The sequence below is a fragment of the Streptococcus sp. NPS 308 genome (assembly GCF_002355895.1).
Classification (GTDB): domain Bacteria; phylum Bacillota; class Bacilli; order Lactobacillales; family Streptococcaceae; genus Streptococcus.
Window position 1 is genome coordinate 773,244 of record NZ_AP017652.1, and the last position, 13,935, is coordinate 787,178.

9 protein-coding genes and 2 pseudogenes are annotated in these 13,935 nt (G+C 40.0%); 9 read left to right on the plus strand and 2 right to left on the minus strand.

Annotation, left to right across the window (positions count from 1 at the left end):
- Window positions 1-24: 24 nt before the first annotated feature.
- The 6 genes from holA to SNAG_RS04150 all read left to right on the plus strand — a co-directional run bounded on the left by holA (window position 25) and on the right by SNAG_RS04150 (window position 5,557).
- Window positions 25-1,062, plus strand: a complete 1,038-nt coding sequence (gene holA / locus SNAG_RS04125; protein ID WP_096406802.1) for a DNA polymerase III subunit delta — start codon at window positions 25-27, stop codon at window positions 1,060-1,062.
- Window positions 1,063-1,131: 69 nt separating this feature from the next.
- Entirely contained in the window at window positions 1,132-1,737 is a 606-nt protein-coding gene (gene sodA, locus SNAG_RS04130) for a superoxide dismutase SodA (protein WP_000974733.1), read from the plus strand.
- A 155-nt stretch (window positions 1,738-1,892) separates the two neighbouring features.
- Window positions 1,893-2,423 (plus strand): YutD family protein, encoded by a 531-nt coding sequence (locus SNAG_RS04135; protein WP_096406804.1) that lies wholly within the window; start codon window positions 1,893-1,895, stop codon window positions 2,421-2,423.
- A gap of 20 nt (window positions 2,424-2,443) precedes the next feature.
- Window positions 2,444-3,529: a 23S rRNA (adenine(2503)-C(2))-methyltransferase RlmN gene (gene rlmN, locus SNAG_RS04140; RefSeq protein WP_096406807.1), complete on the plus strand. Its 1,086-nt coding sequence runs from the start codon at window positions 2,444-2,446 to the stop codon at window positions 3,527-3,529.
- 1 nt (window position 3,530) lies between these two features.
- Window positions 3,531-4,019 (plus strand): VanZ family protein, encoded by a 489-nt coding sequence (locus SNAG_RS04145; RefSeq protein ID WP_096406810.1) that lies wholly within the window; start codon window positions 3,531-3,533, stop codon window positions 4,017-4,019.
- Window positions 4,016-5,557 carry an ABC-F family ATP-binding cassette domain-containing protein gene (locus SNAG_RS04150; RefSeq protein WP_096406812.1) on the plus strand — a complete coding sequence of 514 codons (1,542 nt, stop codon included), beginning with the start codon at window positions 4,016-4,018 and terminating at the stop codon, window positions 5,555-5,557. The genes SNAG_RS04145 and SNAG_RS04150 overlap by 4 nt, the downstream gene beginning before the upstream one ends.
- A 41-nt stretch (window positions 5,558-5,598) precedes the next feature.
- Here SNAG_RS04150 and SNAG_RS04155 read toward each other — a convergent pair whose 3' ends face one another.
- Both SNAG_RS04155 and SNAG_RS04160 read right to left on the minus strand, forming a co-directional pair.
- Entirely contained in the window at window positions 5,599-5,838 is a 240-nt protein-coding gene (locus SNAG_RS04155; RefSeq protein WP_096406815.1) for a zinc-ribbon domain-containing protein, read from the minus strand.
- 27 nt (window positions 5,839-5,865) lie between these two features.
- Window positions 5,866-6,306: pseudogene (locus SNAG_RS04160) on the minus strand (peptidylprolyl isomerase); the annotation flags it as partial.
- On the opposite strand from SNAG_RS04160, the pseudogene SNAG_RS10030 reads away from it, so the two are divergent.
- The 3 genes and pseudogenes from SNAG_RS10030 to SNAG_RS04180 all read left to right on the plus strand — a co-directional run.
- Window positions 6,299-6,454, plus strand: a pseudogene (locus tag SNAG_RS10030) (YdbC family protein); the annotation flags it as partial. The pseudogenes SNAG_RS04160 and SNAG_RS10030 sit on opposite strands and share 8 nt — an antisense overlap.
- Before the next feature lie 623 nt (window positions 6,455-7,077).
- Window positions 7,078-7,569, plus strand: coding sequence for a G5 domain-containing protein (locus SNAG_RS04175; RefSeq protein ID WP_096406820.1), 492 nt, complete (start codon window positions 7,078-7,080; stop codon window positions 7,567-7,569).
- A gap of 11 nt (window positions 7,570-7,580) precedes the next feature.
- Complete coding sequence (locus SNAG_RS04180; protein ID WP_096406824.1) at window positions 7,581-13,844, plus strand: collagen-flanked surface repeat-containing protein; 6,264 nt, start codon at window positions 7,581-7,583, stop codon at window positions 13,842-13,844.
- Window positions 13,845-13,935 lie beyond the last annotated feature (91 nt).

Here is a 13,935-nt window from a genome sequence, read left to right on the forward strand (position 1 = left end):
AAAAACAAGAAGAAAGGAGAGAAGATGCTAGCCATAGAAGAAAGTCAAAATTTGTCTTTATCAAACTTATCTAGCCTGACCTTATTTACAGGTTCGGACCAAGGTCAGTTTGAAGTTATGAAAGATCAGGTGCTGAGACAGATTGGCTATGATCCAGCCGACCTCAATTTTGCCTACTTTGACATGAAAGAAGTAGCCTATAAGGATTTAGAGCTGGAGCTGGTCAGTCTCCCTTTCTTTGCAGATGAGAAAATCGTGATATTAGACCATTTTGTCGATATTACAACAGCCAAGAAACGGTTTTTAACAGATGATGAACTCAAGTCATTTGAGGAATACCTTGACAATCCTTCACCGACAACCAAGTTATTAATTTTTGCAGAAGGAAAACTGGATAGCAAGAGACGATTGGTCAAACTGCTCAAGCGTGATGCCAAGGTTTTTGATGCAGTAGAAGCCAAAGAACAAGAATTGCGCCAGTATTTCCAAAAATGGAGCCAGACACACGGTCTGCAGTTTGTGGGGCAATCTTTTGAAAATCTACTTATCAAATCTGGTTTTCAGTTTAGCGAAATCCAGAAAAACCTCCTTTTTTTACAGTCTTATAAATCTGACGGGGTGATTGAGGAGAAGGACATTGTCGAAGCTATTCCAAAGACCCTGCAGGACAATATTTTTGATTTGACTCAGTTTATATTAGCTAAGAAGATTGATCAGGCCCGTGACTTAGTTAGAGACTTGACCCTGCAAGGGGAAGACGAAATCAAACTCATAGCTGTCATGTTAGGACAATTTCGGACTTTTACTCAAGTGAAAATCTTATCAGAGGCTGGTCAAACTGAATCGCAGATTGTAAGCAGTCTGGGTACTTATTTGGGACGCAATCCTAATCCTTATCAAATCAAGTTCGCATTAAGAGATTCGAGAGGGATTTCCTTGGCTTTTCTCAAGCGAGCGATTTCTTATTTGATTGAAACAGACTACCAGATTAAGACAGGTGTCTATGAAAAAAGTTACTTGTTTGAAAAGGCACTCTTGCGGATTGCGACAGAGGCAAATTGAGCAAAAAACTTGAAAAAAGAGGATGATTGCGTTATCATTTTCTTATAGAAAGAAAAAGAGGTATTACAGATGGCTATTATCTTACCAGATCTTCCATACGCTTACGATGCATTGGAACCATATATTGATGCTGAAACAATGCACTTGCACCATGACAAGCACCATCAAACTTATGTCAACAATGCCAATGCTGCTCTTGAAAAACACCCTGAAATCGGTGAAGACCTTGAAGCTTTGCTTGCTGATGTAGAATCTATCCCAGCTGATATCCGCCAAGCACTTATCAACAATGGTGGTGGACACTTGAACCACGCTCTTTTCTGGGAATTGATGACTCCTGAGAAAACTGCTCCATCAGCAGAACTTGCAGCAGCAATTGATGCAACATTTGGTTCATTTGAAGAGTTCCAAGCAGCCTTTACAGCAGCAGCTACAACTCGATTTGGTTCTGGCTGGGCATGGTTGGTTGTCAACAAAGAAGGGAAGCTTGAAGTGACTTCAACAGCAAACCAAGACACCCCAATCTCAGAAGGCAAAAAACCAATCTTGGGCTTGGATGTTTGGGAACATGCTTACTACGTGAAATACCGCAACGTGCGTCCTGACTACATCAAAGCTTTCTTCTCAGTGATTAACTGGAACAAAGTAGACGAGCTTTACGCAGCAGCTAAATAATAAAATATGGAGGGAAGAATTGTTCTTCTCTTTTTAAGGTTATAAAGCAGAAGTCTGACAGAATCGTCAGACTTTTTTCATTTTCAGGATATTCGTGCCAACTTGTAGAAAATATGGTAAAATAGAGTGTTAAGTAATCGTGGAAAAGGAAGACTATGCGTAAAGAAATTGCACCTGAATTATACAATTATAACAAGTTTCCTGGCCCAGAATTTCAGGTAAATGGGGATAAGGTTGAGACTGAAGGGATTGCTTTTACCTTGGTTGAAAATATCAAGGAGGCTTTCGATGTGACCGTCTTTAATCAGCGCTTTTCAGAAGTGTTGACCAAATTTGATTATGTCGTGGGGGACTGGAGCAATGAACAGCTTCGCCTTCGCGGTTTTTACAAAGACGAACGTACTGAGGAAAAAATTGAAAAAATCAGTCGCTTACAAGATTATCTTTTGGAGTACTGTAGTTATGGTTGTGCTTATTTTGTCTTAGAAAATCAAGCACCTAAGCGTGCGTCATTTGACAAGAAAATGCGTAAAAAGGAAGAGGAAAACCTTCCTAGAAGAGGAAAGAAACCTTCGCAAAACAAGAGAAAGCCAAATGCGGATAAGAGAAATAGACGTCGTCATAAGGACCAAAAGTCTCAGAAAGAGGACAAGGGACAGCGCCATTTTGTCATTCGTCAGAAATAGATAGAGAATAAGGAGAAGAGATGAAACCGTCTATTTATAGTTTAACACGTCAAGCCATGCAAGAATGGGTATTAGAACAAGGAGAAAAGAAATTCCGAGCAGATCAGATCTGGGAATGGCTCTACCGTAAACGTGTCCAGTCATTTGAAGAAATGACCAACCTTTCCAAGGGTTTGATTGCCAAGCTCAATGAGCAGTTTGTCGTAAATCCTTTGAAACAACGAATTGTACAAGAGTCAGCTGACGGTACTGTTAAGTATCTTTTTGAGTTGCCAGATGGCATGTTGATTGAGACTGTGTTGATGCGTCAACACTACGGTTTGTCAGTCTGTGTGACCACTCAGGTCGGTTGTAATATCGGTTGTACCTTCTGTGCATCAGGTTTGATTAAGAAGCAACGTGACCTTAATAACGGTGAAATCGTAGCGCAGATCATGCTGGTTCAGAAATACTTTGATGAGCGTGGTCAGGACGAGCGTGTCAGTCATATCGTAGTCATGGGAATTGGAGAACCATTTGATAACTACAACAATGTGTTGAATTTCGTCCGTACCATCAATGATGACAAGGGGATGGCAATCGGTGCTCGTCACATCACGGTTTCAACCTCAGGTTTGGCCCATAAAATTCGTGACTTTGCTAATGAAGGCGTACAGGTTAATCTCGCTGTTTCCCTTCACGCACCAAACAATGATCTTCGTTCAAGCATCATGAAAATTAACCGTGCCTTTCCGATTGAAAAACTCTTTGCTGCTATTGAGTACTATATCGAAACAACCAATCGCCGTGTGACCTTTGAGTATATCATGCTCAATGAAGTCAACGACGGTGTTGAACAAGCCTTGGAGCTGGCGGAATTGCTCAAGAACATCAAGAAATTGTCTTATGTAAACTTGATTCCCTATAACCCAGTTAGTGAACATGACCAATATAGCCGTAGTCCTAAAGAGCGCGTAATGGCCTTCTACGATACCCTCAAGAAAAAAGGTGTCAACTGTGTTGTTCGTCAGGAACATGGTACAGATATTGATGCAGCTTGTGGACAATTGCGCTCCAATACAATGAAACGTGACCGCCAGAAGGCAGTTGCAGCGGTAAATCCATAAAATGACTAAAAAAAGAGAATTAATCTTAAGGTTGGGAGTGGCTATTTACAGTCTTTGCATTGTCTGTTTTTGTTTTACCCCCCAGCCTCAACTTCCTACAGGAGTGGAAACTCCAGGTATTCAAACTTTTGGACGCCTGGTTTTTCTTTTAACTCCCTTAAACTCCCTTTGGAATCTGGGTGAAGTGACTAGTTTGGGACAAGTCCTTTGGATCTTTTTGCAGAACATTTTAAATGTCTTCTTGCTCTTCCCGCTGGTATTTCAACTGCTCTACCTCTATCCAAACTTGCGGCAAACTAAAAAAATCATCCTTCTCAGTTTTTTACTGAGTCTAGGAATTGAGTGTACGCAACTAGTCTTAGACTTTTTCTTTGATTTTAATCGGGTCTTTGAGATTGATGATTTGTGGACCAATACCTTGGGTGGCTATCTAGCTTGGGTTCTCTACAGAAAATTAAATGTAACTAAACTTACAAAGGAATTAAAATGAGTATTTTAGAAGTTAAAAATTTAAGTCACGGTTTTGGTGACCGTGCAATTTTTGAAGATGTCTCCTTCCGTCTCCTCAAGGGAGAACACATCGGTCTTGTCGGTGCCAACGGTGAAGGAAAATCAACCTTTATGAGTATCGTGACTGGTAAGATGTTACCAGATGAAGGAAAGGTGGAGTGGTCTAAGTATGTGACTGCTGGCTATCTAGACCAGCACGCTGTGCTAAAAGAAGGTCAAACTGTGCGCGATGTTTTGCGGACAGCCTTTGATGAGCTTTTTAAAGCAGAAGTTCGTATCAATGAACTCTATATGGAGATGGCAGAAGAGGGCGCAGATATCGATGCGCTGATGGAAGAAGTTGGCGAACTCCAAGACCGTTTGGAGAGTCGTGATTTTTATACTTTAGATGCCAAGATTGATGAAGTGGCGCGTGCCCTCGGTGTCATGGACTATGGTATGGATACAGACGTAACAGCCTTGTCAGGTGGACAAAGAACCAAGGTGCTTTTGGCTAAACTCCTCCTTGAAAAACCAGATATTTTGTTGCTTGACGAGCCAACCAACTACTTGGATGCTGAGCATATTGACTGGCTCAAGCGTTATCTCCAAAACTATGAGAATGCCTTTGTCTTGATTTCTCACGATATTCCTTTCCTGAATGATGTTATCAATATCGTATATCACGTTGAAAATCAACAGCTAACGCGCTACTCTGGAGATTACTACCAATTCCAAGAAGTTTATGCTATGAAGAAATCTCAACTGGAGGCAGCCTACGAACGCCAACAGAAAGAAATTGCAGACCTCAAGGATTTCGTGGCTCGAAACAAAGCCCGTGTTGCAACACGAAACATGGCCATGTCTCGTCAGAAGAAATTGGATAAGATGGATATTATCGAGTTGCAAAGTGAGAAGCCAAAACCATCCTTTGATTTCAAACCAGCTCGTACACCTGGGCGCTTTATCTTCCAAGCCAAGGACTTGCAGATTGGTTATGACCGTCCACTTACCAAGCCATTAAACCTCACCTTTGAACGCAATCAAAAGGTTGCCATTATTGGGGCAAATGGTATCGGGAAAACAACCCTCTTGAAGTCTCTCTTGGGCATTATCCCCCCCATTGCTGGAGAAGTTGAACGCGGTGATTACCTAGAACTTGGTTATTTTGAGCAAGAAGTAGAAGGTGGCAATCGCCAGACTCCTCTAGAAGCGGTCTGGAACGCCTTTCCAGCACTCAATCAAGCAGAAGTTCGTGCGGCACTTGCTCGTTGTGGTTTGACGACCAAGCACATTGAAAGTCAGATTCAGGTCTTGTCAGGTGGGGAACAGGCCAAGGTGCGTTTCTGTCTCTTGATGAACCGTGAAAACAACGTTTTAGTATTGGACGAGCCGACCAACCACTTGGATGTAGATGCCAAGGATGAACTCAAACGGGCGCTTAAAGAATACAAAGGAAGCATTCTTATGGTTTGCCACGAACCAGACTTTTATGAAGGCTGGATGGACCAAATATGGGACTTTAACAAGCTAACTTAAAGGCGCTAAAAAGCCAAGTCGAAATGACTTGGCTTTTTTGACTAGTAATTTAAAAAGCTTTCAACTTCAGATTTCTCAATTTCTTTACCGTAGTGGCAAATCGGACAAGAAACGAAATAACTTTTACCATAAGGGAAAAGTGGAATCCAGTAGAGGGTGAACTTGCGTCCAGTTTCTACAATCTCCCAAGTGTCAACATTGTTACAGTGACCACATTCGATCGCAGTTTGCGTATGTCCCAATTCTTTCTGATAACCTTTAGAACCCCAAAATAAAATCATATCATCGTCTCCTTATCTGTTGATGGCTTATTTTTTGCTGAAGTCGTAGTCCTTGACCACTTCGATACTGTCAATGGTGATAGCAGTAGTTGGTTTATCTTTTTCATCTTTTTCAGCCTTAGCAATCTTGTCGACAACATCCATGCCATCGATGACTTGACCAAAAACAGGGTGTTTGCCATCTAGGCTAGGATTTCCACCCTCTTTATAGGCTTCGATGATTTTCTTTGGATACTTGCTGGTAGGGAGTTTAGCAGAAATATCTGTTGAGTTTTGGTTGATGAAGAACTGGCTACCGTTGGTGTTTGGTTGACCTGTGTTAGCCATAGCAAGGGCTCCTCGGATATTGTATAGGTAAGGAGAGATTTCATTTTTGAAACCAGTTCCCTTGTCCTTCGTTTTGTCCTTATCATGCCAGATGGATTGGCCACCTGTACCATCTCCCTTAGGATCTCCAGTTTGGACCAAAGAAATCTATCGTGTCAGCTTTAATGGTGCACCGGCGAAGTTTGACATTCGTAGCGGGAGTCCTGACCACACCAAGATGGGGAAAGGATTTACCCTCTTAAATGAAGAATTTCAAATCATGGTGGATGCTTTTAAGGGAGATAAGTAAACAATAAGGAGTGGGATTATCCCACTTCTTTTTTTCATCAAAATTGAAACTATAATTACACCGAAAAAGCTAATTTGAAATAATTTAGTATAGAATTTCCACAATATTTTACAAAGGAGTTTTAAGAAAATGTGTGTTAAAATCAAAATAATTAGATAAATTTTGTTTTTAAAAATCAATTGCTTGATAAATCAAAGAAAAACGAATATAATAATATAAATTAGTTTAGTAAAATTAGTTAAGTAATGCACAAAGTTTTAAATCTGTTTTTAGAAGATTAAGATTAAAGTGTAATATTTATATAGATAAAATTAACCTTTAGGAGGAGTTTTATATGGGAGGACTTAAGAAATCCCTGTTTTTGGGTTATTCTCAGTCGTCTGTTTATGAGGTAGTGAATGAACTCAAGTCTCAAGTAAATGAGTTGGAAATCCGTAATTCACAGTTGCTTAAACCATTGAGGAACTTAAAGATAAAGAACTGTTTGTTTCGGAGGCTATTGTTGAGGCTAAACGTTTATCTATTGATATAATTTCAGAAGCTGAGGTTCAGTCTGAACAGTTAGTTAATGAGATGAAAACTCGCATCGAGCAATCAGTAGAAGAGCTCAAGCAGTTAAAGATTTGACTGCTGCAATTACTGCAGTCGAGTCAACAAAATCTAAGCTTATAGAGAAACCAAAACCGATTGTTGTTGAAAAAGATGAGACCAAGGTAGAAGTTAAAGCATATAATACTATTCATCGCGATAATGCAGACCTTGACAAAGGAACTGAAAAGATTGTTCAAGAAGGTAAAGATGGTAGTATCACTACGGTTGAACACATTGTCTTAGTTAATGGTGTGGAAACTGAACGCAAAGTTGTTTCAACTAATAAAATTGATGCAGTTAATCAAATTATTGAAGTAGGAACAAAAGAAGTAGTCACTCCAGTTAAACCGGTAGATCCAGTTAAACCAGCTGATAAAACTATTAATAATTTGGAAGTTTCTGAAAAAGTACAATTACCAAAGACTGGTACTGAATCAAATATTTGCTCAGCCCTAGGGATTTCACTTATGGCTGTTACAGTTCTTGGTTTATTCTTAAGAGAAAAAAAATATAGTAAGAAATAAAAGGGATAATTATGAAATTTGACAAACGAAAACGATTTGCTATTCGTAAAATTAGTGTAGGAGTAGCTTCGGTGCTTGTTGGGCTGTTTTTCGTCGGTTCGATGGTTAATGCACCTCAAGTAAATGCAAGTGAATTAAAAAGTGAAGAGGGGGTAGAGGTCAATAAGGGAGTTGAAGAAAGATCTACTAAGGAAGTAACCTCTGAGGAAATTAGTGTTCCAGAACCATATCGTGCCCCTGCGACTTTTGTAGCACCAACTACAGAAAATGATTCGACTGTAGTTTCAACCACTGAGTCAACTACGGAAGTAACTGTAAAAGAAACGGAAAAAACAACTGTTGCGATAGCTCCATCAACTGCACCATTAGCAGAAAAAAAGGCAGAACTTAAAGTTGATGAAAAAGAAGTTCCAGAAACTGAAGCTAAACCAGAGGTAGACGCTATTCTTCAACCTCTTAAAGAACAGTTGAACAATAGCATTCTTGAAGCAAAAGCTGTTAATCAAGAAGCTGAAAAACAAGAAGCTAAACTAGACGATAGTGAATCTAAAAAAGTTCTTTCAGATGCACTTCAAGCTTCAAAAGCAGAGTTGGTAGTAGCTCAACAACTTTCTGAAAAGGCTCAATTAACTAAAGCTGATTTAGAACTTAGCATTGGACGCCTTCAATCTGCCATCGAGTCCGTCTACACAGAAATGAAACGATCAGGTCACTCAGGTTTCGTATCATATATGCTTGCTGATAATGCGAGTACTCCGTCAGATGGTAAGACACCGTATATGACCATCGAGAACTATAGTGGTTTCCATACTCTCATACATAACGGTACAACTGTTGAAGTTAGATATAAGATGGGTCTTACTCGTATTACTTCTGATGAGGTTGAACTATCACAAGGTGCAAAAGATCTAGGCCTTACTTATGATCCAGTTGGAGAATATGTCTACGGGACTCTTAATCTTAATGGTGGAATCCCAAGCGGAACCTATGACATTGGTTTGGTTTCTAAAACCAATCCTAATGTGAAGGCAACTCTTCCTTTAACAATAACTAAACCACACTCATATGCCTTGTCTACTCTCTCTAACGACCGATTTGACTTATCTGCATCAAAAGCTAATGATTATTATGACCAAGCAACAGGCGATATGGGGGAAAATAATACTCGTGTTAATAAGTATACGATTCCAACAACACCATTTGGATATTACCTGACGCCTGGTTATAGTGATAATACACCTGTTACAGTAGCAGATGCTAAGCCTGATACACCAAAGTACAATACTGAGCTTGGGCTCTATGTTGCGGACGATTCTAGAGTAACTGCTTTCCCATCAACACCAGTTTTATTGGAGCGTATCGAACGTTTGGATACAACGCCAGAAGTAGAATATGAATTGGCAGTTACCGGAGATCCGTATGGTAAGTTTTATAGTGATGAAAATTGGATGGTTCATGACCCAAATCGCACGCCGTATCGACTACGCTTTACCAAACTCCCTGCTCAACAGGGTACATTTACGATTAAGTTTAAAACTATCGATAAACTGGGACAAGAACGTATCTTTAATGTAGAGTTAACTACAGAAGAACGTTCAAAAGCTACAACTGATGATGCCAACGGATTTTATCTTACAAATGCGGATGTCAAATTTACTCCAAATACTAAAACTGCAGTCTTAAATAAAGAGGGAATCGTATCAGTTCCTCGTTCAGATAAAGAACAAACTATTGGTAAGATTGAACTAAACAAGGTCAACGCTAAAGTTAAACCTGTTCGTTTCCCTGATGGTACTGAGTATGACGAAGCCACTCAAACCATTAAGAAAAAGGCCGGTGTTAAGCTAGCACCTGGTAAGTATAACTTTGAAGTACGTGCCATTGATGGTCACTTTGGAGATAATGCGCCAAACCGTGTCTTCCAGTTTGAGGTAACAGATGTTATCAGCCCAATTGACCACCAAGTCTGGAAAGAGGGAGAAAAGTTCCCAAGCATTCCAGTAACTCTTGAAGGTGGATCGACAATCGCGAATATTCGTGTAACGACTAATAGCGGAGACACCTACGCTACAGTAAGCTCTGATAATATCACTAAAACACTAGAAGGTTACGGGGTTCTTCAAACTACTGAAAACAAAACTGCACGTGTAGAAGTTGACTACTATAATGCCGATGGTGGTATCTCAACTACCTTTACAACCTTCACTTTTGAAGTTAAGCCACGTGATGGAATTGGAGTTGACCTTGATGTAACCAACCATGAACAAACCATCAAAGAAGGTGAAAAGTTCAAGGATATGGTCATCACTCACACTGATGGAGCAACTTTAAAAGTTGATACAGCAGCTCTTCCTAAGGGCACTCGCTATAATAAAGCAACAAAAACGATTGCTGGTAAAGGTTTAGTCGAAGGGACATACCGCATCAAAGTTATAGCAGAAAAAGATGGTCAAGCTGTACAAAAATATGTTACTTTAACAGTATTGCCTGGTCCATTGCATGCTGAAAACTATACTCGTGAAGTTACAGTCGGCGATGAAATCGATCCAATTGAAATTGCGATTCCAAATAGAGCAGAATTTTCTGGAGATATTCGTGGTGAACTTGGTCTTAACTATGATTATAATACAAAAATTCTTTCTGGAACTACAAATTCAGTTGGTACTAAAACATATACCTATAAATTAAAACGTGGTTTAGAAGAAGCTACTGGTACAATCACTATCACAGTTAAACCAAGACCAATTACGGTAAATAGTGGTGAACAAACGGTTGAAGTCGGAACTCCTATCACTAACTTTGTAATTCAACCGAGTGAACGTGCGGATATTGGATATATTCGCTATGGTACATTTGAAGCAGGAATCCAAAATCTACCTAGTGGTCTGACTTACGATCCTGATACAAAGACAATTTCTGGTACTCCAACTTCAGTGGGTGAGTTTACTGTTAACTATATAGCATACTATAAAGGCTTGGAAAATGATACTGCCCAAGGTACCTTTAAGCTTACTGTTACGAAGAAACCTATCCAAGTAACTGGTGGCGAGACTGAAGTTCAAGTATTGACTAAGATGACTCCTGTGAAGGTTGAGGCTTCAGAAGGAGCAACTATTTCAGTTGACCTTAATGACTATAGCAAACCTTCTAATCCTTTAACTGGCAAATATCCAAGTATTTTACCAGAAGGGGTCACTTATGATGAGTCAACTCATACCTTCTCGGGTACTCCTAAGAAACTTGGTATCTATCGTATCCCTGTTAAAGCTCGGTACGAAAATTTTTATGGTAATGACCAAGCTGATGGAGAGGTAGTTATTAAAGTTACCGAATCACCTGTTGCTATCGAGATTTCTAACAAAGAGCAAACTGTAACAGTTGGTGATGCTATTACTCCTGCAGTAGTAACTCACAATAATCTTTCAACTGTCACTATGAAGACACCATACGGCTTAGTAGAAGAATCTGAGATTAACGCTATTATCGCAGAATATGGTTTGACATATGATCCTGCTACTAAGACATTTACTGGCAAACCTACAAAAGCTGGTACTTTCACAATTCGTATGCAGGCTACTAACGCTGCTGAAGTGGGAGGAGCTTCAGCTATCGATACATTTACTCTTACAGTAAATCCTAAAGCTGAGAAAGGTCTTGATCTTAAAGTTTCTGGTGGTCGTCAACTTGTTCAACTAGGTAAAGCGATCACTGATATCACTTTAACTCACACTCCTGGTTCTGAGCTTACACTTGATGAAACAAGTCTTCCTGCTGGTGTGACATTCGACGCTGCTACTAAGACAATCTCTGGTACTCCAACGGCAGTAGGTAGTTACACAGCTAAAGCTACAGCAACCCTTGATGGCAAATCTGTATCTAAAGATGTCATCATCGATGTTGTGGATATCAAAGATGGTAAAGACGGAAAAGATGGAAAATCACCAGTCGTAACTGTTAAAGATAACGAAGACGGTACTCACACAGTTAAAGTTGTGAATCCAGATGGAACAACAACCGAGACAGTTATCAAGAATGGTAAAGATGGTAAGACACCAACTGTAACCGTTAAAGATAACCAAGACGGTACTCACACAGTTAAAGTTGTGAACCCAAATGGAACAACAACCGAGACAGTTATCAAGAATGGTAAAGATGGTAAGACACCAACTGTAACCGTTAAAGATAACCAAGATGGTACTCATACAGTTAAAGTTGTAAACCCAGATGGTGAAACAACAGAAACAATCATCAAAGACGGTAAGAACCCATCAGTCACAACAAAACGTGGTGAAGACTCAGAAGGTAACACAGGTACATGGGTAATCACACATGATCCTGCTGGAACTGAAACAGGTCGTACATTCGTTAAAGATGGTAAAGATGGTAAAGACGGTAAAGACGGTAAATCACCAGTCGTAACTGTTAAAGATAACGAAGACGGTACCCACACAGTTAAAGTTGTGAACCCAGATGGAACAACAACCGAGACAGTTATCAAGAATAGTAAAGATGGTAAGACACCAACTGTAACCGTTAAAGATAACCAAGATGGTACTCATACAGTTAAAGTTGTAAACCCAGATGGTGAAACAACAGAAACAATCATCAAAGACGGTAAGAACCCATCAGTCACAACAAAACGTGGTGAAGACTCAGAAGGTAACACAGGTACATGGGTAATCACACATGATCCTGCTGGAACTGAAACAGGTCGTACATTCGTTAAAGATGGTAAAGATGGTAAAGACGGTAAATCACCAGTCGTAACTGTTAAAGATAACGAAGACGGTACCCACACAGTTAAAGTTGTGAACCCAGATGGAACAACAACCGAGACAGTTATCAAGAATGGTAAAGATGGTAAGACACCAACTGTAACCGTTAAAGATAACCAAGATGGTACTCATACAGTTAAAGTTGTAAACCCAGGTGGCGAAACAACAGAAACAATCATCAAAGACGGTAAGAACCCATCAGTAACAACAGAACGTGGTGAAGACTCAGAAGGTAACACAGGTACATGGGTAATCACACATAATCCTGCTGGAACTGAAACAGGTCGTACATTCGTTAAAGATGGTAAAGATGGTAAAGACGGAAAATCACCAGTCGTAACTGTTAAAGATAACCAAGATGGTACTCACACAGTTAAAGTTGTAAACCCAGATGGAACAACAACCGAGACAGTTATCAAGAATGGTAAAGATGGTAAGACACCAACTGTAACCGTTAAAGATAACCAAGATGGTACTCACACAGTTAAAGTTGTAAACCCAGATGGAGAAACAACAGAAACAATCATCAAAGACGGTAAGAACCCATCAGTAACAACAGAACGTGGTGAAGACTCAGAAGGTAACACAGGTACATGGGTAATCACACATAATCCTGCTGGAACTGAAACAGGTCGTACATTCGTTAAAGATGGTAAAGACGGAAAAGACGGTAAGACACCAACTATTACTATCGAGTCTGGTAAAGACGAAGAAGGTCGTTCAGGTGTTTGGGTAATCGTACGTGATTCTGAAGGAAACATCACTAGCCGTAACTTTATCCGTGATGGTAAAGATGGTAAGACACCAAAAGTTCGTACTGAATCAGGTAAAGATAAAGAAGGAAATACTGGTGTTTGGGTAATCACCGAAGATGGCGATGGTAAGGAAACTAGCCGTACCTTTGTTCGTGATGGTAAAGATGGTAAAACACCAAGTATTACTACTGAACCTGGTAAGAACAAGGAAGGTCAATCAGGATACTGGATTATTATCAAGGATGGTGAAGGTAAAGAAACAAACCGTATCTTTATCCGTGATTGTGGATGTCCTAAGAAAGAGGATCCAAAACCGAAACCACAACCAGATCCGAAACCACAACCTCAACCGGATCCGAAGCCACAACCACAACCAGATCCGAAACCACAACCACAACCGGATCCAAAACCACAACCACAACCGGATCCGAAACCACAACCACAACCGGATCCGAAACCACAACCACAATCAGATCCAAAACCACAACCACAGCCAGATCCGAAACCACAACTACAATCAGATCCAAAACCACAACCACAGCCAGATCCGAAACCACAACCACAACTTCCACCTCAACCAATCGAAGACAAAGTTATCCCAATCAACAAGTTTAGAAATGGTGAGCCTCAAAAAGAATTACCAAACACTGGTACAGAGGAACTTCCATTCTTATCACTTGCTGCATTTATTGGACTAGCATCGGCTGGATTTGCATTGTCTCAAAAGAAAAGAGAGGAAGACTAATCATACTGTCTTTGTTAACAAAAGTCAGATCAATTTGAATAGTTTAAAAGAGAGAACAAAAATTCTCTCTTTTGTGTTGTTATATAGGGGA